18 protein-coding genes and 2 pseudogenes are annotated in these 24,165 nt (G+C 71.1%); 12 read left to right on the forward strand and 8 right to left on the reverse strand.

The window, feature by feature from the left end; translation table 11 throughout:
* The first annotated feature begins 42 nt into the window (after positions 1-42).
* Positions 43-1,607: pseudogene (locus tag Phou_RS08730) on the forward strand (aldehyde dehydrogenase family protein).
* 399 nt (positions 1,608-2,006) lie between these two features.
* On the opposite strand, the gene Phou_RS08735 reads toward Phou_RS08730, so the two are convergent.
* From Phou_RS08735 to Phou_RS08770, 8 genes and pseudogenes are all read right to left on the reverse strand, one after another.
* Entirely contained in the window at positions 2,007-3,071 is a 1,065-nt protein-coding gene (locus tag Phou_RS08735) for a GNAT family N-acetyltransferase (protein ID WP_173055159.1), read from the reverse strand.
* Between the two features lie 75 nt (positions 3,072-3,146).
* Positions 3,147-3,890, reverse strand: a complete 744-nt coding sequence (locus Phou_RS08740) for an ACT domain-containing protein (RefSeq protein WP_173055161.1) — start codon at positions 3,888-3,890, stop codon at positions 3,147-3,149.
* A gap of 135 nt (positions 3,891-4,025) precedes the next feature.
* Complete coding sequence (locus Phou_RS08745; protein ID WP_173055163.1) at positions 4,026-5,072, reverse strand: LacI family DNA-binding transcriptional regulator; 1,047 nt, start codon at positions 5,070-5,072, stop codon at positions 4,026-4,028.
* A gap of 66 nt (positions 5,073-5,138) precedes the next feature.
* Positions 5,139-6,565, reverse strand: a pseudogene (locus Phou_RS08750) (GH1 family beta-glucosidase).
* Positions 6,562-7,413, reverse strand: coding sequence for a carbohydrate ABC transporter permease (locus tag Phou_RS08755; protein ID WP_173055165.1), 852 nt, complete (start codon positions 7,411-7,413; stop codon positions 6,562-6,564). Before Phou_RS08755 ends, Phou_RS08750 begins: the two are co-directional and overlap by 4 nt.
* Positions 7,414-7,423: 10 nt before the next feature.
* On the reverse strand, positions 7,424-8,395 hold the full coding sequence (locus tag Phou_RS08760) for a carbohydrate ABC transporter permease (protein WP_173055167.1): 972 nt from the start codon (positions 8,393-8,395) through the stop codon (positions 7,424-7,426).
* Positions 8,396-8,508: 113 nt separating this feature from the next.
* The gene (locus Phou_RS08765) at positions 8,509-9,804 is read right to left on the reverse strand and encodes an ABC transporter substrate-binding protein (RefSeq protein WP_173055169.1); all 1,296 of its coding nucleotides are present in this window, start codon (positions 9,802-9,804) and stop codon (positions 8,509-8,511) included.
* A 344-nt stretch (positions 9,805-10,148) separates the two neighbouring features.
* On the reverse strand, positions 10,149-10,694 hold the full coding sequence (locus Phou_RS08770; protein ID WP_173055172.1) for a plasmid pRiA4b ORF-3 family protein: 546 nt from the start codon (positions 10,692-10,694) through the stop codon (positions 10,149-10,151).
* A gap of 166 nt (positions 10,695-10,860) precedes the next feature.
* On the opposite strand from Phou_RS08770, the gene Phou_RS08775 reads away from it, so the two are divergent.
* The 11 genes from Phou_RS08775 (at position 10,861) to Phou_RS08825 (ending at position 23,842) form a co-directional block, all read left to right on the forward strand.
* A complete protein-coding gene (locus Phou_RS08775; RefSeq protein WP_173055174.1) occupies positions 10,861-11,592 on the forward strand; it encodes a pyrimidine reductase family protein in 732 nt (243 codons plus the stop codon).
* 93 nt (positions 11,593-11,685) lie between these two features.
* Entirely contained in the window at positions 11,686-13,434 is a 1,749-nt protein-coding gene (locus Phou_RS08780) for an ATP-binding protein (RefSeq protein ID WP_173058203.1), read from the forward strand.
* Positions 13,431-14,579: an exonuclease SbcCD subunit D gene (locus Phou_RS08785; protein ID WP_173055176.1), complete on the forward strand. Its 1,149-nt coding sequence runs from the start codon at positions 13,431-13,433 to the stop codon at positions 14,577-14,579. Before Phou_RS08780 ends, Phou_RS08785 begins: the two co-directional genes overlap by 4 nt.
* Positions 14,576-17,065, forward strand: a complete 2,490-nt coding sequence (locus Phou_RS08790) for an AAA family ATPase (RefSeq protein ID WP_173055178.1) — start codon at positions 14,576-14,578, stop codon at positions 17,063-17,065. Before Phou_RS08785 ends, Phou_RS08790 begins: the two co-directional genes overlap by 4 nt.
* A 121-nt stretch (positions 17,066-17,186) precedes the next feature.
* Positions 17,187-18,137, forward strand: coding sequence for a hypothetical protein (locus Phou_RS08795; protein ID WP_173055179.1), 951 nt, complete (start codon positions 17,187-17,189; stop codon positions 18,135-18,137).
* A gap of 176 nt (positions 18,138-18,313) precedes the next feature.
* The gene (locus Phou_RS08800; protein WP_173055181.1) at positions 18,314-19,168 is read left to right on the forward strand and encodes a spermidine synthase; all 855 of its coding nucleotides are present in this window, start codon (positions 18,314-18,316) and stop codon (positions 19,166-19,168) included.
* 94 nt (positions 19,169-19,262) lie between these two features.
* Positions 19,263-19,952, forward strand: coding sequence for a sigma-70 family RNA polymerase sigma factor (locus Phou_RS08805; RefSeq protein ID WP_173055184.1), 690 nt, complete (start codon positions 19,263-19,265; stop codon positions 19,950-19,952).
* The gene (locus Phou_RS08810; RefSeq protein ID WP_173055186.1) at positions 19,949-20,740 is read left to right on the forward strand and encodes an anti-sigma factor family protein; all 792 of its coding nucleotides are present in this window, start codon (positions 19,949-19,951) and stop codon (positions 20,738-20,740) included. Before Phou_RS08805 ends, Phou_RS08810 begins: the two co-directional genes overlap by 4 nt.
* A 212-nt stretch (positions 20,741-20,952) precedes the next feature.
* A complete protein-coding gene (locus Phou_RS08815; RefSeq protein WP_246273741.1) occupies positions 20,953-21,648 on the forward strand; it encodes a hypothetical protein in 696 nt (231 codons plus the stop codon).
* Between the two features lie 257 nt (positions 21,649-21,905).
* Positions 21,906-22,655: a DUF4142 domain-containing protein gene (locus tag Phou_RS08820; protein WP_173055188.1), complete on the forward strand. Its 750-nt coding sequence runs from the start codon at positions 21,906-21,908 to the stop codon at positions 22,653-22,655.
* Positions 22,656-22,996: 341 nt separating this feature from the next.
* On the forward strand, positions 22,997-23,842 hold the full coding sequence (locus Phou_RS08825) for a DNA-3-methyladenine glycosylase family protein (protein ID WP_246273742.1): 846 nt from the start codon (positions 22,997-22,999) through the stop codon (positions 23,840-23,842).
* Positions 23,843-24,165 lie beyond the last annotated feature (323 nt).

Genomic DNA, 24,165 nt, shown 5'->3' on the forward strand with positions numbered 1-24,165 from the left:
GCGAGCCTCTGCCAAACGGAAAGCCGGACCGAGGAGGCAGCGATGGCCCTGCATTTGGCCCCTGGCACCGCGTGGGCGGACACGCTCGCCCGCGCGGTCGCCGCGGCACCCGAGGCGTTCGACCGCACTACGGACGGTCACGTGACCTTGCGCAACCTGGCCGAGGGCGAGTGGCGTTCCATCGGCACGCCCAGCGCGGTCCGCACACCGGTCGACAACACCGTCCTCGCCCGTCTGTCCCGTGTGGACGCCGGTACGGCGCGGTCGGCGGTCGCCGCCGCGGCCACCGCGCACCGCGCCTGGGCGGCGACGCCGCTGGCGGAACGCAAGTCGCGGGTCGCCGCCGCCCTCGACGAGCTCACCGCGCACCGCGACACGCTCGCGCTGCTGCTCGTCTGGGAGATCGGCAAGCCGTGGCGGCTGGCCTGCGCGGACGTCGACCGGGCGCTGGACGGCGTGCGCTGGTACCTCGACCAGATCGACCGCCAGCTCGCCGCCCGGGACCCGCTGCCCGGCCCGGTGAGCAACATCGCGAGCTGGAACTATCCGATGAGCGTCCTGGTGCACGCCGAGCTCGTGCAGCTGCTCGCCGGCAACGCTGTCATCGCCAAGACCCCGTCACAGGGCGGCGCGGCCTGCCTCACCCTCGCGCACGCGGTCATGCACCGCGCCGGCCTGCCCGCGACGCTGCTGTCCGGGGGCGGCGAGGAGCTCTCCGAGGTGCTGGTACGGGCAAGCGAAATCGGCGCGGTCGCGTTCGTGGGCGGGCGGTCCAACGGCGGGAAGGTGGCCGCCGCACTCCTCGACACCGACAAGCGCCACATGATCGAGCAGGAGGGCCTCAACGCCTGGGGCATCTGGAACTTCTCCCGCTGGGACACCCTCGCCGCCCACCTCAGGAAGGGCTTCGAGTACGGCAAGCAGCGGTGCACGGCGTACCCCCGCTTCGTGGTGCAGCGCGAGCTGGTGGACGCGTTCCTCGACGTGTACCTGCCGGTGATCCGCTCCGTCCGCTTCGGCCACCCCTCGCCGTCGACCCCACCTGGCGGGCCGGCGACCCACTGCCCGAGCTCGACTTCGGCCCGCTGATCAGCGCGGCCAAGGCGGACGAACTCCACCGCAAGGTCGACGAAGCGGTCCGCGCCGGCGCCATCCCCATCCACCGCGGCCGCCTGGACCGCGGCACGTTCCTGCCCGGCCAGGACACCTCCGCCTACGTGGCACCGGCCGCGCTGCTGGCACCGCCCGGCCGCTCCCGCCTGATGCACAGCGAGCCGTTCGGCCCGGTCGACACGATCGTGGTCGTGGACACCGAGCAGGAGCTGCTCGCACAGATGAACGCGTCGAACGGCGCCCTCGTCGCCAGCCTGGCCTGCGACGACGAGGAAGAGGCCGCCAAGCTCGCCGTGGACCTGCAAGCCTTCAAGGTGGGCATCAACAAGCCGCGCTCCCGCGGCGACCGCGAAGAACCCTTCGGCGGCCGCGGCGCATCGTGGAAGGGCGCCTTCGTCGGCGGCGACCTGCTTGTGCGCGCTGTGACCGTTGGCGAGGCGGGCGAGCGCCTGTACGGCAACTTCCCCGACCACACCAGCTACCCCACAACCTGAGCCCGTTCATCCATCGAGCTACCGCGATGTCCGCTGTGGTCCAGACCGTTGCTCCCGCAGCCTCACCCTCCGCCCCCGGTCCAGGTCACCCCCGGCTGCGCCGGGCCACGCCCCTCCCTCCCGCCGCGCCACCGTCCACACCGCACCGTCGCGCGCACCGTGCTCGCTGTGGGCACACAGGCACCTGGCCTCACGCGGCGCCGCCTCCTGACCCCGCGCGGTGCCGCCTCCCGGCCGGGCCGCCACGGGCACCGCGCCGCCACGCGGACAGCGCGCCGCGACTCGCTGGCGGTCTTGCCGGAGGCCATGGTGCGGGACAGCAGTTGGGCCGGCTGCGGGCTCAGAGCGTGACACGGCCCGGCCCCGCACCGGGGCCGGGCCGCCGTCGCCCGCGCTCGCTCAGGTCGAAGCGGCGGGAGTCCTCTTCGGCTGGTCGCCCACCTCGGCTGGCGCGAGCGGCACCGTCACACTCACCACGGTGTCGTCGCGCTCGGGGGCCGGGCCGGGGCGGCCCAGGCGGCGGAGGGTGGCCAGCATCGCGGAGTTGTCGGCGTGGGTGTGCGCGACCAGCGCCGCGTGGCCCGCGCGCTCGCCGTGGGCGACCAGCCGGCGCAGCAGTGCGGTGCCGATACCGCGGCGTTGCCAGGCGTCCTCGACCAGTAGCGCGATCTCGCCGATGTCCCCCTCGGCGACCAGCGTCGCCGTCGCCACCACGCGGTCGTCGGCGGCCAGGGCCACCAGCGTCACGCCGCGGTCGGGGTCGAGCATCCGCTCGACGCGGGCGGCCTGCGGGACCGTGGAGCGGGTCAGGAAGCGGCGGTACCGGGTGAGCGGCGTGCACCTGTCGTGCATCGCGGTGACGGCGGCCAGGTCGTCGCGGACCGCCGGGCGTACCCGGATCTCGGCGCCGTCGGCCAGCACGAGCGTGACCTGCTCCGCGGCCTGGCGCACGACGGTGGCCGCGAGGTCGACCAGGGCCTGGGCCCGCGCGTACTCGGCGGGAGTGAAAGTCGGTGCGGGACGGCTGATCTCGTACGTGCCGCCGGTCGGGTCGACGAGCCGCATGCCGCCCCGGTTGGCGCCGTACCTGTCCTGGCCGGGAGCCGGGCGCCAGATCACCGCGTCGGCGCCGAGCAGGGCGGAGAGGGCGTCGCCGAGCGAGTCGGGGTCGCGCACCAGGCGGCTCGCCAGCGCCAGCGTGCGGGTGGGCCAATCGGCCAGCTCACGGGCCTCGGTGCGGGTCACCCAGGCGTCGCGGCCGCGACCCTTTTCCACCGCGGCGAGCAGGTCCTCGTCGGTCATCGTGTCGGGCGCGTCGACAAGGAAGTCGTCGACCGCGCCGGCCTCGGTGGTGTGCACCTGTACCGCAAGGATGTTGACCGACTTGAGCGCGAGGCTGGCGGTCAGCACCGCCAGGTATCCCGGCCGGTCGTCCACGGTCGCTCTGATCCGCCACAGACCCATCGCGAACCCCTCTCAGTCCCCCGAGATCAAGACTGCACGGTCGCTGTTTCTCTGACGTTACTCAACCGTGATGAGTCATGATCGAGAAACGGCGGATGGGACGCTGACCAGGTCAAGCCGGTCGCCGAGGATGACCGCGGCCGCACGCACGAGCTGCGCGATCCGGTCGACCTCGGTCACGTGGAACGCGGCCGCCGGCAGGCTCTCCGCCTCGCCGCGCGCCACCATCAGCACAAGGCCGGCGCGGCCGAAGGGCGCCACCGCGTACCGCGTCCCGTCGGCGCCGGTCAGCGCACGCGCGCGCAGCGGGGTCACCTCCGGCAGCAGGAGCGGCTGGGGCGCGCGCCAGCTCGAGTACGCCACCGCGGGCTCTCCCCCCGAGACCCCCACCTCGTCGCCGGCGACCGCGCGGGGCGCGGACCCGCTGCGGGCGGCCCAGTCGGCCGGCACCACGGCGGCGGCCGCCCAGTCGGCGGCGAGGAGTCCGGGCACGGCGTCGACGAGCGTGCCGAGGCCGTCCGCCGGGTTGGCCGCGACCTGCGCGAGCAGCTCCGCGTCGTGCCCGCCGGAGACCGGTGCGCCGATGGCCCGCCACACGCCGTCGACCTGGACGCCGGGGATGGCGGCGAGGCCGGCGCGCAGGCGCTCGACCCGGGAGGCGCCGGGCCACACGACGGTGAAGTCGTCGACGGCCCGACCGCCCAACCGCTCCAGAACCACCACCTGGACGATGTCGGCACCGGCGACGCCGAGCGTCCGCGCCACCTGCCCCAACGCGCCAGGCCGGTCCGGCAGGGTCACCCGAACCCGCAACAACATGACAAGCCTCCCGTCGGCAAGCCAGCACGCACTCGCGCTGGCACACTCCAGGGTGCCTGATGACCATTTCGTCCCTGTTGCTGCGCCATGTCTCCGAGAGGAAAACCGCCGGTTAACCCGAACGGAACCTGCTGGTCAGGCGGAGGCGCGCTGCACCATGTGAGTGTTGAGCAGCACGTAGGGCTCGTCGAGGTCGTCCCGTCGGATCAACGACATCAACAGGTGCGCCATCTGCCGGCCCATCTCCTCGACGGGCTGGTAGACGGTGGTCAACGGCGGATCGGCCTGGCGCGCGATCTCCGCGTCCTCGAAGCCGACCACCGCCACGTCTTCAGGCACCCGCCGGCCGGCCTCGCGCAGTGCCCGCAACGCCCCGCTCGCCATGAGGTCGGAGGCAGCGAACACCGCGTCCAGATCGGGCGAGACATCCAGCAGCCGGCGCATGGCCGCCGTGCCGCTCGCCTCGCTGAAGTCCCCGTACGCGATCAGGTCCTCGGTCACGGTGCCGCCGTGGTCCAGGATCGCCTGCTTGTACCCGGCGAGCCGGGTGATCCCCACGCCCATGTCCTGGGTACCGGCGATGGTGGCGACCCGCCGCCGCCCCCTCCCGATCAGGAACTCGACGGCCTGCCGGGCACCGCCGGCGTTGTCCACGTCGACGAAGTTTGCCGCCTGCGCACCCGGCTGGAGCATGCGGGCCGGCCGGCCGCCCAGCACGGTCGGCAGGCCGCGCTGCTCCAGCAGCGTCGGGAGCGGGTCGGCGTCGTGCAGCGACAGCAGCAGTACGCCGTCGACGTGCTGGTTGGTCAGGTGGTGCTCGACCTTTTCCCGCTCGGCCGGCGACTGGGCCAGCGCGAGCCAGAGCTGCATCGGCGTGTCGAGCAGGCCGGCGTGGATGCCCCGGACGATGCCGGCGAAGAAGGGCTCACCGAACAGCCGCTCCCCCGACTCCGAGATCACCAGGGCGACCGAGTCGGTCCGCTGGGTGACCAGGGCCCGGGCCGCGCGGTTCGGCACGTACCCGAGCTCCTCGATCGCCTGCTGCACCGCGGCCCGCGCCTCTGGGCTGACCTGCGGAGAGCCGTTGACGACACGGGACACCGTGCCCCGGCCGACCCCGGCACGGGCCGCGACCGCGTCCAGGGTCGGGCGGCCGAGTGACCGCGTGCGCTGCGTTGTCATCGTCTGCTCCTCGGACGGCGGGCGGGCCTTGACAAACAAGCTGACCAGGCCACATAACTGACCAGCCTATTGTGCGCGTTCCTGCCCTTCCGAGCCGCTCGGGCTCAGACCATTACGGCGTATCACTTCGGCGTACCACTTCGCGCTGGACTTGGGAATCCGGACCTGGCTGTCGTAGTCGACATAGACCATGCCGAAGCGCTTCGAATAACCCCACGCCCATTCGAAGTTGTCCATCAACGACCACGCGAAGTAACCGCGTAGCGGTACGCCCGCCTCGATCGCGTCGGAGCAGGCACGCAGGTGAGCATCGAAGTATGCCACCCGCTCGGGGTCGTCCACCTGCCCGTCCACGACCTTGTCGACGAAAGCCGACCCGTTTTCGGTGATGTAGATCGGAATGGCCGGGTACTCCCGGTGCACCCGCTCCAGCACCTCGACCAGGCCGGGCGCGTCGATCTCCCAGTTCATGTCGGTGACCGGCAGGCCCCGGCTGCCGAAGCGCACGCTTTCGCTGCCCGGCCAGTTGGAGGGCGCGCGCCAGTACGGCCCGGTGGACTCCCCGTCGGGCGCGCCCACCACGTACCGGCTGTAGTAGTTGATGCCCAGCACCGACAGAGGCGTCGAGATGATCGCCAGGTCGCCCTCGCGCACGTGGCCGAAGTCGGTCACCTCGCGCACGTCCTCGATCAGGTCGGCCGGGTACTGCCCACGCAGCACCGGGTCCAGGAAGACCCGGTTTGCCAGGGCGTCGATCCGGCGGGCGGCGTCGGCGTCGGCCGGCGAGTCGGTCTCCGGCGAGATCGCGTACAGGTTGACGGTGATGCCGAGCTGGTGATCGGGCTGTGCGGCCCGCATCGCCTGTACCGCCAGCCCGTGGCCGAGCATCAGGTGGTGCGCCGCGCGCAGGGCGTCGGCGCCGTTGCTGCGGCCCGGTGCGTGCACGCCCGACCCGTACCCGAGGAACGCCGAACACCACGGCTCGTTGAGCGTGGTCCAGTAGCGCACCCGGTCGCCGAGCGCGCGGTGGGCGATCTCGGCGTACTCGGCGAACCGGCCGGCGGTGTCCCGCGCCGGCCAGCCGCCTTCGTCCTCCAGGGCCTGCGGCAGGTCCCAGTGGTAGAGCGTGACCCACGGCTCGATGCCGTGCGCCAGCAGGTCGTCGACAAGCCGGCGGTAGAAGTCCAGACCCGCCTCGTTGGCCGGGCCGCGCCCGTCCGGCTGGATCCGGGGCCAGGCGAGGGAAAACCGGTAGGACTTCAACCCGAGGTCGGCCATGAGCTTGACGTCGTCGGACGACCGGTGGAAGTGGTCGCACGCGACGTCGCCGGTCTCGCCCCCCTTCACCTTCCCGGGGGTGCGGCTGAACGTGTCCCAGATCGACGGCGTCCGGCCGCCCTCGGTGGCGCCCCCTCGATCTGGTAGGCGGCGGTGGCCGCGCCCCAGAGGAAGTCCGGCGGGAAGGCCACCCCGTGGCCGTTCGGGCTTGTCACGCTTTGACTGCACCTTCCATGATGCCGCCGATGATCTGGCGGCCGAACAGGATGAACACCACGATCAGCGGGACGGTGCCGACCGCGGTCGCGGCGAACACCATCGAGTAGTCCGTGTAGTACGCGTACGACAGGGTGGAGAGGGAGACCTGCAGCGTCGGGTTGTCCGACGAGAGGATCGCGAACGGCCACACGAACTCGTTCCAGGTCTGCATGAAGGTCAGCAGGCCGAGCACGGCGGCGGCCGGGCGGAGCGCGGGCAGCACGACGTTCCAGTAGATGCGCCAGGTGGAGCAGCCGTCGATCCGGGCCGCCTCGATCAGCTCGTCGGAGACCGCGGAGCTGGCGTACTGGCGCATCATGAACACGCCGAACGCGCTCGCGAGGAACGGCACGGTGACCGCGAAAAGCGAGTCGTACCAACCGATGTCCTGCATCAAGCCCCAGAGCGGGATGATGCCGAGCTGGGTGGGGACCATCATCGTGGCAACGACCGCGAGCATCAGCCCGTTGCGCCCGCGGAACTTGAGCTTGGCGAACGCGAAGCCGGCCAGCGAACCGGTCAGCACGACCGAGACGGTCACCACGGTGGAGACGATCACCGAGTTGATGATGCCCTGGAGCAGGTTGGCCGTCTCGTTGTCCAGCGCCCGGTTGATGTTGTCGCCGAAGAGTCCCGACGGGCTGAAGGGCGGTGGCGTGTCGTTGATCGCGTCGTTGCTTCGGGTGGCGATCACGAACATGTAGTACAGCGGGTAGATCGAGCTGATCACCGCGATCACCAGCGCGATGTACGTGAGCGGGCTGGTGCGCCAGAGTCGCTTCGACCCGGTGGCGAGGTTGGTCATCGGGTGTCCCTCACTTCACCGAACGCCGGGTGATCACGAAGTTGAGCATGGATACGACGACGATCATCAGGAACAGTGCCCAGGCGACCGCCGCGCCGTACCCAGCCTTGCTGAGGTTGTGGATGCTGTTTTCGAACATGTACATCTGCACGGTCTGGAACTCGCGCTGCGCGCCACCGATCACGTTGCCGTTGGCGAAGATGAGCGGCTCGACGAAGAGCTGCAGGCCGCCGATGGTCGAGAGGATCACGACGAAGACGAAGGTCGGCCGCAGCATCGGCAGCGTCACGGTCCAGAACTGGCGCCACGGGCCGGCGCCGTCCATCGCCGCCGCCTCGTAGAGGTCGCGCGGGATCGCCTGCATGCCGGCGAGCAGGATCAGCGTGTTGTAGCCGGTCCACCGCCAGTCGACCATCGTGGAGATCGCGACCCACGAGGTCCACCGCTCCTGCCGCCAGTCGATGGCGTCCACACCGAAGATGCCGAGGAACCAGTTGATGACGCCGAAGTCGCGCTGGAAGAGCATGCCGAACACGATCGCCACGGCCGCGACCGAGACGACGTTGGGCACGAAGATGGCCATCCGGAAGAACGTGCGGGCCCGCAGCAGCGGCCGGTTGAGCAGGTTGGCCAGGAAGAGCGCGAGTGCCAGCTGGGGCACGGTGGCCAGGATGAACATGCCGAACGTGTTGCGGACTGCGTTCCAGAAGTACTCGTCGCCGAGCAGGGTGCTGTAGTTGTCCAGCCCGATGAAGGTGTGCGTGCCGACCAGGTCCCAGTCGTGCAGCGACATCCACAGTGTCCACAGCATCGGGTACAGGCCGAAGATGCCGAAGAGGACGAAGAACGGCGCGACGTAGAGGTACGGCGAGTACTTCATGTCCAGCCGGGTAAACCGCGAGTAGCCGCGGCGGCGTCGGGGCTGAGCGTGCTTGGATGGCGCGCCGCGGGAGGGCGGTGCCGTGGTGGCCGACAGACTCATGGGTCGTTCCTTCCCGGGTGCGGCCAGCGAGAGGGGCGAAGGGTTGCGGACGGGGTTCGGTGGCGCCCGGGTACTCCCCGGACGCCACCGAGACCGCTATCGGTACGTGTGGATCAGAAGGCGCCCTGCGTCGCGGCATCCTTAGTGAACTGCTCCCACGCCTTTTCCTTGGTGGTCTGCCCGGTCTCGTACGCCCGCAGCGCCGGCTCCATCGCGTTTTCCTTGATCGCCTGGTGCTTGGGGCCGAGGTGAGTCGGGACGATCTCCTTCACGCTCTCGCCGAAGATCTTGCCGGTCGGCGCGTCGCTGAAGTACTTGTTCGTGAAGGAGGTGAAGGACGGGTCCTCCAGCGCCTTCAGGTTGGTCGGCAGCGGGCCGCTCTTCTTGAACGCGGCGACCTGTCCGGCCGTGTTGGTCAGGAACGCCGCCAGCTTCGCGGCCTCCGCCTGGTGCTTGCTCTGGGTCGGCACGCCGAGCCAGGAGCCGCCCCAGTTACCGGCGCCACCGGGCACCGCGGCGAGGTCCCACTTGCCCGAGTTTTCCGGGCCGGAGTTGGTCTCGACGATGCCGAGCATCCAGGACGGGCAGGCCGTCGCGGCGAAGGTGCCCTGCTTGAAGCCGGCGTTCCACTCCGGCGACCAGGTCGTGATCTTCGCGGTGATACCGGCGTCGGCGAGCGCGATCGCCTGGTCCCACGCGGACTTCACCGCGGGGCTCTTGTCGGCGATGTTGTTGTTTTCCTTGTCGTAGAAGAGGTCAGCGCCCTTCTGCTGGAACATCACGCCGTTGACCGCCATGGTGGCCGAGTCCACGAAGGCCTTGCCGCTCGCCTGCTTGTACTTCTGACCGGTCTCGATGAACTTCTCCCAGGTCGGCCAGAGCGCACTCACCTCGTCACGAGCGGTGGGCAGGTTGGCCGCCTTGAACAGGTCGGTGCGGTAGCAGATGCCGAGGCTGCCGACGTCGGTCGGAAGGCCCATGAGCCGGCCGTCGGGCGCCTTGCCGAGCTCGTACTTCCAGGACAGGTAGTCCTTGCTGAGGTCGCCCACCAGGGGTGCCAGGTCGACCCAGTTGTTCGGGTTCAGCTTGAACTCGTTGAGGATGCCCTCTTCGAGCATGATCACGTCAGCCGCACCCTTGCCGGTGGCGAGCGACCGAACGACGCGCGGCCGGAACTCGTTCAGCTGGGCGACCTTGCGCAGCTCGACCTTGATGCCGGTCTGCTGCTCGTACTGCTTGACCAGGTCCTCATATCCGGCCTCGCCGAAGGTGTCGACCACCAGCTTGTCCGGCTTGGCGCTGCTTGAGCTTCCGCCTTCGCTGTCATCTCCGCACGCCGCGGTCGTGGCAAGAGCCGCAACCGTGGCGAGCGCGACCGCCGCGTAGCGCCGGCGCGTCGAAACGCTCATCCCTGACCCCTCTCAGGTCGTGATGTGTGTGGTGGGGGTGTGCCCGATGCACGCCACCGTCGGAGGACGCTGAAATCCGCTGCCCACGACCGCCTCGAAGGCGTGCCTGGCGCCACACGGTGCCCGGTGTGTGGCTCTCACCACACCCCGCCGGGAGCGCTCCCATGAGATTGCCGGCACGTTTCTAGGGTGTCAAGACCCAACTGGGAGCGTTCCCATTTCGTTACTGACCGCAGTGGGGCGAAACGGCACCAGCCACCCGGAACGGGGTTTAGGTGGGCGAGCTGCCTCTACACCGAGTACGCCTATCTATGCGTTCGGCGATGTCGAAGCGGTGGGCACGGCTATGCCAAGCGGCGCAAAAGCGTGGTTGCGCGGTCCATCGCGAAGTCGGTGGGGTCGAACGGACGCCCCACCCACTCGACCATTCCCTCGTGCTCGGGGTGGCCCGGATCACTGATCGCCGAGAGGAAGCGGGCGTAGCCGAACGCGCCGCCGACGTCTTCCGGCGGGCACGCCCGCTCGCCGCCGACGCACGCCGGGTACCGCTCGTCGGGCTCCGCACCGAAGACGTCCTCGACGGTGATCTCGTGCTCCCACCAGTCGCCGAAGTCGTAGGTGTAGAGGAACCGGCCGCCCTTCGCCGCCACCGCGTCCAGCCGCACGTCGAGCTCGTCGCGCAGGGCCAGCTCACCGTCGGGGTCGGGCTCGCCGTACTGAACGCCCTCGATGTCGAACGAGTGCAGGTGGCAGTCCTGCCAACCCATCGCGAGCTGGACGACGCGGTGCATCCGGTCGAGCGTGTAGCCGCCCGGCACGAGCACCCGCCGCCACACCGGCGGGACGACGTCCGCCAGCGACACCTTCAGCTGGAAGATCTGACGCGGCATGGTTGGCACTGTCCCCCGTTCCTGACGTGGTGCTGCCGTAGGGTCTTCACATGATCTGCCAGGCGTGCCGGTCGAGGCGACACGCTGACTGCCGGGGTGGCAGTTGGTGCGATTGTCAGCACCGTACCCCGGCACCCACTCCCCCGGTCACTGGTCCGGCGGGCGAATGAGCGCCTCTCTTGTGCGACTCGAGTCGGGCGCGACGCTCGACGACGACGCGCTGGCCGGCCTGTACCACGCGGACGGCCGGGTCGTGCGGGTCAACTTCGTCACCAGTGTGGACGGAGCGGTCGAGCTCGACGGCTTCTCGGAAGGGCTGTCCGGCGTACCCGACAAGAGGGTCTTCGGCCTGCTCCGGATGCTTTGCGACGGCCTCGTGGTCGGCGCCGGCACGCTGCGCCACGAGGGGTACCGCGCGGTCCGGCTCAACGAGGAGCGCCGGGCGTGGCGGCGCGCGCACGGCCTCGCCGAGTACCCGACGCTCGTGGTGGTCACGGGATCGCTCGACCTCAACCCCGGGCAGGCGGCGTTCGCGGACGCGCCGGTCCGGCCCATCGTGATCACGCACGGCCGGGCGCCCGCCGACCGGCGGGAGATGATCTCCGGTGTGGCCGAGGTGCTCACCGTCGGCGACGAGGCCGTCGACCTCACCGAGGCCCTCGCGCGCCTGCGCGAGCGAGGGCTGGACCACCTGCTCTCCGAGGGTGGGCCGCAGCTGTTCGGCTCACTCGCCGCGGCCGACCTCGTCGACGACGTGTGCCTGACCGTCTCGCCGCTGCTCACCGGTCCGGGCGCCGGGCGCATCACCGCCGGTCCGGCCAGCCCGCCGAAGGGGATGGCGCTGCGCCACGTGCTGGAGTCGGAGGGTTCGCTGTTCCTCCGGTACACCCGAAAGTGACGGTTTAACCACACGTTCTTGTGGATGAAGCTGTGGATGACCACAACTTCTTGTGGATATCGGTGAGTCGTCTGCGGTGATGTCGGTCTGGTGGTGCACGATGAGGCCGTGGCAGATGAGACCGGTGAGGCGGTGGGGCGGGTCCTCGGCACTTCCGACGCCACGCCGCTGCAGTTCTGGACGGCCGTGGCGCCCGGCAGCTACCTCCAGCTTGACGACGTGGTGGTCACCAAGCGCGACATCCCCGGCCGCGGGCCGGTCACCATCGCCGGCGTCGTGACCCAGGTGCGGGCGCGGCACGAGGGCGCCCAGTTCGACTCCGACGTCTTCGCCATCGCCGACGGCACGCTCCCCGCGCAGGTCCAGGAGGCCGCCGAGATCACCACCACCCGGGTCGACCCCGAGCTGTACGTGCCGCCGGCCCCGGGCGCGCTCGTCCGCCGGGCCACCGGCGACCTCCGCGCCGCCGCGCTCCACTTCGACCGGATGGAAAAGCGGGTGCCGATGGGCACCGGGCGCGACGGTCTGCCCGCGTTCCTCAACGCCGACTTCCTCGACGGCAGCCGCGGCGCCCACGTCTCCATCTCCGGCATCTCCGGCGTGGCGACCAAGACGAGCTTCGCCACCTTCTTGCTGTACTCGGTGTTCCGCTCCGGCGTGCTCGGCGGCGACGCGATCAACGCCAAGGCGCTGATCTTCAACGTCAAGGGTGAGGACCTGCTCTTCCTCGACCACCCCAACTCCCGGCTCGACGACGCCACCACCGGGCGGTACGCGGAGCTCGGCCTGCCCGCGACGCCCTTCCCGGACGTGCGGGTCTATGCGCCGCCCCGGGCCAACGACTCCTCCGGCGCGCCCGACGTGAGCAGCCGCCTCGCCGGCGTGGACAGCTTCTACTGGACGCTCGCCGAGTTCTGCGAAAAGCGACTCCTGCCGTACGTGTTCGCGGACGCCGACGACGAGCGCCAGCAGTACACGATGGTCGTCCACGCGGTCACCGCCCACCTGGCCCGCCACGCCCAGCCGGCCGACGGCGGTGTCAGCCTCGACGGCATCCGCCTGGGTTCCTACCCCGACCTCGTCGACTTCGTCGTGGGCCGGCTCACCGACGAGGAGACCCGCGGCACCTGGGCCGGCAGCGCGATCAACACCGGCACGGTCAACGCGTTCGCCCGGCGGCTCATCGCGAGCAAGAAGGACCTGGCCCGGCTCATCCGGGGCGACCTGGCCGCGCGCCGACCGCACGAGGTCAACACCGCCGAGAGCGCCCAGGTCACCGTCGTCGACCTGCACAACCTGCCCGACCGCGCACAGCGCTTCGTGGTCGGCGTGACGCTGAAGACCGAGTTCGAGCGCAAGGAGAAGGCGGGCACGGCCAAGCCGCTGCTCTTCGTCGTACTCGACGAGCTGAACAAGTACGCCCCGCGCGAGGGGTCGTCGCCGATCAAGGAGGTGCTGCTCGACATCGCCGAGCGGGGCCGTTCACTCGGCGTCATCCTGATCGGCGCACAGCAGACCGCCAGCGAGGTCGAGCGCCGGATCGTCACCAACTCGGCGATCCGCGTCGTCGGCCGGCTCGACCCGGCCGAGGCCTCCCGCCCGGAGTACGGCTTCCTGCCGCCCGCGCAGCGCCAGCGCGTCCTGCTCGCCAAGCCGGGCACGATGTTCGTCAGCCAGCCCGACATCCCGGTGCCGCTCTGCGTCGAGTTCCCGTTTCCGGCCTGGGCGACCCGCCCGTCCGAGGCGGGCCAGGCGCCGTCGGCCACGCTCCGCTCGATCGTCCAGTCCGCCGACCCGTTCGCGGTCGTCGGCGGCCGTCCGGAAGACGAGATCCCGTTTTGAGAATCCTGCACACCTCCGACTGGCACGTCGGGAAGGTCCTCAAGGGACAGTCCCGGGTGGACGAGCACATCGCCGTGCTCGCCCAGATCGTGGAGATCGCCCGCGCCGAGCGCCCCGACCTGGTCATCGTGGCCGGCGACATGTACGACACGGCGGCGCCGACGCCGGAGGCGACCCGCCTGGTCACCCGGGCACTGTCCGCGCTGCGCGGCACCGGCGCGCAGGTGGTGGCGATCGGCGGCAACCACGACAACGGCGCCGCGCTCGACGCGCTCCGCCCGTGGGCCGAGGCGGCCGGCATCTCGCTGCGCGGCACGGTGCGCGACTCGGCCGCCGAGCACGTGCTCTCGGGTGAGACCGCGGGCGGCGAGCGGTGGCAGCTTGTCGCGCTGCCGTTCCTCTCCCAGCGGTACGCGGTGCGCGCCGCCGAGATGTACGAGCTCACCGCCGCCGAGGCGAGCCAGACCTACGCCGACCACATCGGACGGCTGCTGGGCGTGCTCTGTAAAGGCTTCGGTGCCGGCACCGTCAACCTCGTGACCGCCCACCTCACGGTCGTGGGCGCCACGATGGGCGGCGGCGAGCGGGAGGCGCACTCCGTCATGGGGTACGCGGTGCCCTCCACCGTCTTCCCCGGCAGCGCGCACTACGTCGCGCTCGGCCACCTGCACCGCGCGCAGCAGGTGCCCGGCCCCGCCCCGGTGCGCTACTGCGGCAGCCCGCTCGCCATCGACTTCGGCGAAGGGGAAAACACGCCGTCCGTCGCGGTGGTGGAGGTGACCGCGGAGAGCACGGCCAAGGTGCGCGACGTGCCGATCACCGCGGCGGTGCCGCTGCGCACGGTGCGCGGCACGCTCGCCGAGCTGTCCATGGTGGACGGTGAGCAGCCCGGCTGGCTCCGGGTGTACGTGCGGGAGGCGCCGCGCGCCGGCCTCCGCGAGGAGGTGCAGGCGCTGCTGCCGCGGGCGCTCGAGGTGCGGATCGACCCGGAGATGCTGCCGGGCACCGCCGCCAGCGCCCGCGCCGAGCGCGCCGGCCGCTCGCCGCGCGACCTGTTCGCCGACTACCTGGAGAGCCGGGGCCACGTCGACGAGGGCGTGCAGGAGCTGTTCGACACCTTGTACGAGGAGGTGGGCGGGGCGTGAGACCGCTGCGGCTGGACATGGCAGGGTTCACGGTCTTCCGTGAGGAGACCACCGTCGACTTCACCGACGCCGACTTCTTCGCGCTCGTCGGTCCCACCGGGTCGGGCAAGTCCACTGTGCTCGACGCGATCTGCTTCGCGCTGTACGGGCAGGTGCCCCGCTGGGCGAGCAGCCGCGGCATCGTCAACGCGCTCGCCCCGTCCGCGACCGAGGCGCGCGTGCGGCTGGTGTTCGAGTCGGCCGGCGCGCGGTACGTGGCGACCCGCGTGGTGCGCCGCGACGGCAAGGGCCGCGTCTCCACCGGCGGCGCGGGCCTGCAGCTCATGCCGCGCGGCTTCGACCCGGCCAAGCTCGACGCCGGGCTCACCCCGGAAGACCTCGGCGAGGTGCTTGCCGGTACCCCCGGCGAGATGGACGCCGCGGTGCTGGAGGCGGTCGGCCTGCCGTACGAGCAGTTCACCAGCTGCGTGGTGCTGCCGCAGGGGCAGTTCGCCGACTTCCTGCACGCCAAGCCCGCCGCCCGCCAGGAGATCCTGGTCAACCTGCTCGGCCTGCACGTGTACGAGGCGATCCAGAAAAAGGCGTCGGCCCGCGCCATGCAGGCGGACGCCCAGCTCGCCGCCGTCGACCAGCTGCTGGACGACCTCTCCGACGCCGACGACGAGTCGCTGGACGCGGCAGCCGCGCGGGTCACCGCGATGCGCGAGCTGGCCACCGCGGTCGAGGCGGACGTGCCCGCGCTGCGCGAGGCCGAGCAGGGTGCCGACAGCGCGGCCGCGGCGCTCAAGGAGCTGGGCGGCGAGATCGACGCCCTCGCCGCCATCCGGCCGCCGGCCGACCACGCCGCCGTGGCCGAGGCGGTCGCCACCGCGCGCGCGGCCGCCGCCGACGCGGCCGCCGCCGTCGCGGTCGCCGAGGAGCGCGAGGAAAAGGTGCGCGGGCAGCTCGCCGGCGCGCCGGACGTCGCCGCGCTCCGCCTGCTGCTGGAGGCGCACGCCGAGCACGACAAGCTGACCGGCCAGGTGCGGACGCTGGCCGAGGCGGTCAAGGCGGCCAAGAAGGAGCACGGTGTCGCGGCCAAGGCGCTCGACAAGGCGAGTGCCGACGCCACGCTCGCCGGCGAGCGGCTGGAGGAGGCGCGCCGGGCGTACCAGGACGCGCAGGCCGCCGACCGGGCCGCCGCGCTGCGCGTACACCTGGTGGCTGGTGAGCCCTGCCCGGTCTGCGCGCAGAAGGTGACGGCGGTGCCGGATGTCGCGGCGCCGGCGGTCGCGGCCGCGGAGGCGGCCGGCAAGGTCGCCCGCAAGGAGGCCGACGCGGCCACCCAGCTCGTGGCCGAGCGCGACAAGGCGTTGCGCGAGCTCGACCGGGTGCTGGAGCGGGCGCGGGCGCAGCACGACCAGCTCACCGCCCGCCTGGCCGAGCTTGCCGAGCGGCTCACCGACTCCCCCGGGCCGGCCACGCTCGGCCGCGAGCTCGAGGCGCGCGCGGCGCTGCAGGGGCGGCTCGACGACGCCGCCGGCGCGGTGCGGGCCGCGCGGGAGGCACAGCGACGGGCGCAGACCGGCGCCGACGCGGCCGACGAGCGCCTGAGGGCGGCGTGGCGGCGCTTCGACAAGGCGCGCGACGCGGTCGGGCGGCTGGGCCCGCCGACCGCCGACCGGGACGACCTTGTCGCCGCCTGGACCACCCTGGCGGAGTGGGCCGCCGCGCAGGCGGCCGAGCGGTCCGGTCAGCGCGCCGACGCGGTCACCCGCCTCGAGGCCGCACGCGCGGCGGTCAAGGACATCCAGGAGCGGTTGGCGGCGCTCTTCACCTCCGCCGAGCTGCCCGTCCCCGACTCCGGCCTGGACGGGGCGGGCGCCAGCCGGGCCGTCGCCGTCGCGGTGGCCCGCGCCGAGGGTGCCCACCAGCGCATCGTCGAGCGCCGCGACCAGGCCGAACGGCTGCGTGAGCAGCGCGTCACCCACGAGCGCGACGGCAACGTGGCCAAGACCCTCGCCGGCCACCTGCGGGCCAACAACTTCGAGCGGTGGCTGCTGGAGGAGGCGCTCGACCTGCTCGTCGACGGTGCCTCGCGGATCCTGCGCGAGCTGTCCGCCGGGCAGTACGAGCTGGTGCACGACAAGGGCGAGTTCTACGTGGTCGACCACCACGACGCCGGGCTGCGCCGGGGCGTGCGCACGCTGTCCGGCGGCGAGACGTTCCAGGCGTCGCTGGCCCTCGCGCTGGCCCTGTCCGAGCAGCTCGCCGGCCTTTCCACCACGTCGGCCAGCCTGGAGTCGATCGTGCTGGACGAGGGCTTCGGCACGCTCGACGCGGCCACGCTCGACACCGTGGCCGCCACGCTCGAAGGGCTCGCCGCCCGCGGCGACCGCATGGTCGGCGTGGTGACGCACGTGCCGTCGCTGGCCGAGCGTGTGCCGGTCCGCTTCGAGGTGCGCAAGGACGCCCGCACCGCGCGCGTGGAACGGGCCGGCCTGTGAGTGAGCGAGTTGGCGCGGCGGCGTCTGGACGGAGCCGCCCCGCCGACGGAGTCGGGGTTTCGGGGTGGCGGAGGAAGACGTCGCCTTCAGCGCCGCACGAGCGAACGAACCCGGAGGCCCTGTGACCCGGCTTTACATGGACACGTGGGCGGCGTCGTATGGCGCGTCCTTCGAGGGTGCGGACGGGCCGACGGCACCCAGCACAGCCGAGGTCGAGACGCACCACGAGGTGGAGCCCGAGTCCTGGCACCCGATCGTGGCACCCGACGGGGTTCGAGCGCCCGACGTGGTGCTGCTCGTCGACGGCGTGCAGCGGGTGGACGGCACATTGTCCACTGAGGAGGACGACGGCGCTTCGTTCCCCGGACTCGCGGCGTCCTTCGCCGCTGGTGTGGTGCGGTGCGACCTCGCTCAGGGTGCCGCCGAGCTGGCGGGGGCGCGGGTGGCCCGGGCACTCTTCACCGCGAGTCCCTCGGTCGAGGACGTTATCGCCGGGCAAGTCCGATATGCCGTGCACAAGGTCGAGGGTTCTGGCGAGCTGCGCAAGCTCCAGGCCTCGGTGCAGGCGCCACTCACCGCGCTCGAGGTCGAGATCTCCGGTGCCGCCCGGACCGACGGCGACCTGTTGGTGGTCGACGGCCCACTGCGCGGCCGGCGGCACCTGCCCCGCACGATCGGCTACATCAAGACCCAACAAAGCCAGTACCTGCCGCCCGGTCTCACGCCCGTCGTCACGTCCCTGACCACCGGGCAGCGCTCACCGATCTTCAAGCAGGGCACGGCGTGGGGCTGCTGGTCGTGGTACCTGCGGCTGCCGGGCGGCAACGGCGCGCCCTGGTCGGGCATGGTCCGCGTCGAGTGCGCCCCCGATCTGCCCGTCGAGTACGCGGTCGAGCTGGCCAACCTGTCGCTGGTCACACTCCCCCGGTTCGCGTCGACCCCGTACAAGGACCCGCGGGCGCCGCAAAACCTCATACCCATCGCCGGCCTTGAGCGCCGCCTGCGCGGCCTGCTCGGCGACGCCCGCCTGCTCCACCGCGCGTTGACCCTGGCGACCGCCCGTCTCGCTTGACGCGCTGGGCAGCTTGCACCAATCGGTCACCGTGCGCGACGGTCCGGGAGGATGTGGCAATGGACGGCGAGCCGCTGCGGTCGGCCGAGCCGTTCCCCCTCGATCTGGATCCCGTCGCGCTGCTGTCCGCGTAGCCAACGCGGTAGCTCGGACGGACCGGGCGCCATACTGCTCTGATGGCAGGTGGGCGGAGGGCGGCGGACCGGGTGTCCGCGCGGGTCGACACCGGCCACGCGGAGCTGGTCCCCGACCCCGACCGGGCGCGGGCGTTCACGCTGGTGCTCGACGGCGCCCCGCAGTCTTACGTCGACCTGGACGATCCCACCTACCTCGACTTCGAGTACATGCGGCGGATGGCGATCGCGGTCGACCTGGCCGCGCCCCCGAAGCGGCCGCTGCGGGTGCTGCACCTGGGCGGCGGGGCGCTCAGCCTGCCCCGCTACGTGGCGAGCACGCGGCCCGGCTCGGCGCAGCGGGTCGTGGAGGTGGACGGCGCGCTGGTCGAGTTCGTGCGGCGGGAGCTGCCCTGGCCGAAGGATCCGCGCCTGCGGGTGCGGGTGGCCGACGCGCGCGCCGCGCTGGAGTCGAGCCGTGACGCGTCGTACGACCTTGTGGTGGCGGACGTCTTCGCGGGCGCGCGCACGCCGGCCCACCTCGCGTCGGTCGAGTTCGCGGGGCAGGTGGCGCGGGTGCTCGCGCCGGACGGGATGTACCTCGTCAACGTCGCCGACGGGCCGCCGCTGGCGTACGCGAAAGGGCAGGTCGCCACGATCCGGGCGGTGCTGGCGCATGCCTGCCTGATGGCCGACTCGACGGTGCTGCGCGGCCGGCGGTACGGCAACCTCGTCGTGGTCGCCGGCCACGTGGAGCCGCCCATCCCGGCGCTGTCCCGGCGGGTGGCGGGCGACTGGTTTCCCGGCCGCGTGGTGTACGACGGCGAGCTCGACCGCTTCACCCACGGTGCACAGGTGGTCGACGACGCGTCAGCTCAGCCGTCCAACCCACCGCCGGCGAGTTTCTGGCGACATTGATCCGTGCGCGGCCGTGACCCGTACTCAAGCATGGTCCGGGTGTCTCGGACCCTGCGACGCATGGAGGTCGGATGGTCACGCCGCTGGACAGCCTATGTATGCGGTAGCCGCGGAGTGGCGCGGTAGCCGCGCGAGGGACCGGGTTTCGGCTGTGCCACCCCAGCGTTCGGCGAATCGGTGGCAGGCTATCGACGGAGGCCCGGCCGCACGCCATGATGAGCGCGTGACGCCACGACCCGCCCCCGGGCGCCACCAAGCCGGGTCATCGACCCCCAACCACGACGACGCTCTGGTTCGGGAGCTGTACGAGGAGCACGCCGGCCCGCTCCTGATGTTCGTGCTGCGGCTGACCGGCGGCGACCGGCAGCGCGCCGAAGACATCGTGCAGGAGACGCTGCTGCGTGCCTGGCGCAACGCGCACCGCCTCGGCGCGCAGGGTCAGTCGTCCCTGCGCCCGTGGCTTGTCACGGTGGCCCGCCGGATCGCGATCGACGACCACCGCAGCGAAAACGCGCGCCCCCCGGAGACGTACGGGCGGGACCTGGAAAACTTCTCCGAGCCGGACGAGACCGATCGGGTCCTCCGGCTGATGACGGTGACCGACGCGCTGCGTACTCTGAGCCAGCCACACCGGGAGATCATCCTGGAGACGTATTTTCGGGGGAAGACGGTGCCGGAGGCGGCGGAGACGCTGGGCCTGCCGTTGGGGACGGCCAAGTCACGGGTCTACTATGCGCTGCGTGCATTGCGTAGCGCGCTTCAGCAGCGGGGCGTGACCGGATGAGCCGGGCGGCCCACTGGGATGTCGCGGCGTACGCGCTGGGCGTGCTCGACCCGCAGGAGTCCGAGCGGTTCGAGGAGCACCTGGCCGGCTGTTGGGCCTGCGCCGGCGAGCTCGAGTCCATGCTGCCCGTGGTCAACCTGCTGTCCGAGGTCGACGGCGAGAGCCTCATCACCGCCGAGCAGTCCCGCTCCGACGGGCGCCTGCTCGACCGCATGATCGTCGAGGTCGGCGCGCACCGGCGCAAGGTTCGCAGCCGGCAGTGGCTGGCCGCCGCGGCCGCGGTCGTCGTGCTGGCGACCACCACCGGCGTCTCGCTCGTGGCCGGCGGCCGCCTGTTCGGCGACGGTGGCTCTCCCACCGACGTGGTCGCCGGGGGCACCACCCCGCCGGCCAGCGCGCCCGCCAATCCCAGCGGTTCGGGCGGGCCGGGCATCGGCGGTCCCGAGCTGAGCGAAGACGGCGAGCCGTTCTCCGCCACCGACATCCAGACCGGCGTCGAGGCCCGGCTCGTGCTGGAGACGAAGACCTGGGGCACCCAGATCTCGTTCCAGCTGACGAAGCTCACCGGCCCGCGCCAATGCCGGCTCACGGTGCTGCGCGAAGACGGCACCAAGGAGGTGCTCAACACCTGGTCGGTTCCGCCGGCCGGTTACGGCACCAAGGAGGAGCCGGAGCCGCTGCTGCTGCAGACCAGCACGGCGACGCCGCGCAACGAGATCGACCGCGTCCAGGTGCAGCAGGTGGGCAAGGACGGCATCGTCGAGTCACTCGTCGAGGTGCCGGTCTAAGACAGAGCTAAGAATTGTGAAGGGTGCCGCCGGAAAACGGCGGCACCCTTTTAACTTCTCTTAAAGATCTGTTGGATGCACACCGCTTGCATACATGCACACGCACGCCGCCAGGCCCTGGTTCAAGGGCCGGCCGTGAAATTGTTTACAGTCGATAGTTCATCTTTTCTGCCCCTCCCTACGTACTAACCGGCGACAAGGCCCAAGTGGACATGTATCAGGGAGGGCAAGTGATACCGGGAAAGCGAACCGCTCTCTTGGCAGGCGCTCTGGCAGGGGCCGCGCTCGCCCTGCAAGGTTGTGCTCCGGCTGGTTACAACCAGAACGACGACCAGGTCTCGGTGGCCAACGAAGCGGCTGCGGCGGCGGAGGCGACCCCCACGCCCGCGCCCGATGCCAGCGAAGAGGCCACCGAGGACACGGGCGACGCGCCCAAGAAGGACGTCCCGATCACGACCAAGCTGACCGCGAAGACCCTGCCCCGGATGGGTCAGGTCGTCGTCGACCAGGACGGCTGGGTGCTGTACCGCTTCGACAAGGACACGGCCAACCCGCCGGCCAGCAACTGCGAAGGCAAGTGCGCGAAGGTCTGGCCGCCGGCGTACACCGAGGACGGCAAGCCCGAGCTCTCCGGCATCGACGAGAGCAAGGTTGGCGTGATCACCCGCGCCGACGGCACCAAGCAGCTGACGATCGGCAACTGGGCCGTCTACCGGTATATCGGTGACAAGAAGCCGGGCCAGTGGAAGGGCCAGGCCGTCGGCGGCACGTGGTTCGTCGTGACCCCGGCCGGCCAGCGCAACGTCACATGCCTGCCGACCAACACCCCCAAGCCGGTCGAGCCGCCGGCCGATGACGCCGCCGCCGGCGACGACAAGGAGAGCGGCGACACGGGCTACGACTACTGACGTACCCAACCCGCACGAAACCCGGCGGCCGGTCACAGTCCCTGAGGCGTGGCCGGCCGCCGGCGTTTCCAGCCCCAAATGACGGTGTCTTCGAACCGCCGGCATCGTCCGAAAGTACGATGGCGCGCCGATGAACCTGGACGCCATAAGTTCGCTTTAAATGTCACGTAAGACTTCCCTATTTCCAGCTGTTCCAGATTGACGATTCCCTGCACTCGCCATAGCGTTTCTCGCAGCTTCTACGTGGGAGGTTGAAGATGTTCTCGGGACGACTTGCGGCACCCGGATCGCGCCGGGCGGCAGCCGTCCTTGCCGGCCTCGCCATCGGCACGCTCGCCACATTCGCGATGCCGATGGCCGCCGCACAGGCCGCGCCGGACACGCCCCTCACCGCCGCCGACAAAAACCTGCTGTCGGCCGTGCGGCTCGCCGGTCTCTGGGAGATGCCCGCCGGCAACATGGCCGCCGAAAAGGGCGGTCGGGTCCGCGTCCGCCAGGTGGGTGCTGAGATCTCCAAGCAGCACTCCCAGTTGGACCGCCTCGTGGTGGACGCGGCCAACAAGCTGAACTACCGGCTTCCCGACGAGCCCAACTCGGACCAGCAGAAGTGGCTGGCCGAGATGGAGGAAGCGAAGGCCGGCGCCGACTTCGACCAGATCTTCGTCGACCGGCTGCGGGCGGCGCACGGCAAGGTCTTCCCGGTCATCGCCGGTGTCCGCACCGGCACCCGAAACGACGTCGTGCGCAAGCTGGCTCAGGACGCCAACGGCTTCGTGCTCACCCACCTGACCCTGCTGGAGAGCACCGGCCTGGTGAAGTACTCGGAGCTGCCCCTTCCCCCCGAGCCGCCGCAGGCCAACCAGGCCGCCGGTAGCGGCATCCTGAGCGGCGCCGAGGCACGCGCCCAGATCGGCGGCGTCGATCCCGCGGTCATCTGGGTGGTCCTGCTCGCGGCTCTGATAGCCGGCGGCGCGACGACGTTCCGACTGTTCCGCTCAGGTAGGTAAAAGCTTTCCGGGCGCAGCGCACCCGCCCTCGGCCCGTGGATGTCGTGTCGGAGAGCCCACGACATCCACGCAGGTCGCGCAACCAGCCAGTGGGCGGTGGCGATCAGTTCCCCCAAACTGGCGCCCCAAGGGAAAGGCCCGGACAAAACCCAGCGCGAAGGGAGTGGTCAGGGTACGGCCACCGGGCCTGCGCAGCGATGCCGGAAAGGGCAGCGCCGGGACACCCCGTCCGTGTCCCGGCGCTCGCCGTTCTTCAACACCTTAACCCTGCCGTCTAGAGTGTGGCCGTGCAGAGGGTCCTCGATCCACCCGAGGGGTACCACCTGGCCGGCTCGGTCGGGATGCTCGCGATGGGCCGGCACGACCCCTGCGCCCGCTTCGTGGACGGCACATTCTGGTACGCCAGCCGCACCCCCGACGGCCCCGGATCCCTTTCCCTGCGCCGTGACGGCGCGTCCGTCGTCGCGACCGGCCACGGGCCGGGTGCCGCCTGGCTTGTCGACCGGTCCCCCGCGATTGCCGGCCTGGAGGACGACCTCACCGGGTTCGCCGAGCTCGCCGCCGCTCACCCCCTCGTCGCCCAGCTCGCCCGCGTCCACCGCGGCCTGCGGTTTCCGGCCACCCGCCGCCTCTTCCCCCGCCTGCTGCGCGCGATCTTCGAGCAGAAGGTCACCGGCAAGGAGGCGTACCGTGCGTACGCGGCGACCGCCCGTCATTTCGGCGAGCCCGCGCCCGGCCCGGTCGAGCGGCTTTTCCTGCCCCCGGAGGCCGAGGCCATCGCGGCCGCGCCGTACTGGGTGTTCCACCCCTTCGGCGTCGAGCAGCGGCGGGCCGACACGCTGCGCCGGGCCGCGGCGGAGGCGTCCCGGCTGGAACGGTGCACCACCAGCGCCGAGGCGACGCGGCGGATGACGGCCATCGTGGGCATCGGGCCGTGGACCGCCGCTGAGGTCGTCCGCACCGTCTTCGGCGACGCCGACGCGGTCAGTGTCGGCGATTTCCACATTCCCAACACGGTGGCCTGGGCGCTGGCCCGAGAAGCGCGCGGCGACGATGCCCGGATGTTAGAACTCCTGGCGCCCTTCACGGGACATAGGGGCCGTGTGTGCGTACTCTTGGAAAGTGCGGGAATTGCGGCGCCACGATTTGGTCCGCGGATGCCGATCCGTTCTTTCGCGCGTTTTTGACGGCACTGCCGGCCACGCTCAGTCAGCGGCTGGCGACGGGGCGACTTCACCGCAGCTCACGGTCCTGACCAGGGATTTCGAAAAAAGTCCCAAGATCGTTGAACCCCCTACATCATCCGAACGGGGGATACATCCGCGTTCAGGCGCCTTCCATAAATCTCCTTTAAGGAAAGCCGCCCAACCTTAATTCCTTCTTCGTGGCTTGACACTAATCGACGGCCACTTTTAGGTTTGCTACGCGGATAGACGTGGTGCGAACTCGTCGCGTATGGAAGTTCGGACGTGTATTCGGCACCCGCACCGGACGAACGTGCTAGAGGAAA

Origin of the sequence: Phytohabitans houttuyneae (genome assembly GCF_011764425.1) — a bacterium.
GTDB classification, from domain to species: domain Bacteria; phylum Actinomycetota; class Actinomycetes; order Mycobacteriales; family Micromonosporaceae; genus Phytohabitans; species Phytohabitans houttuyneae.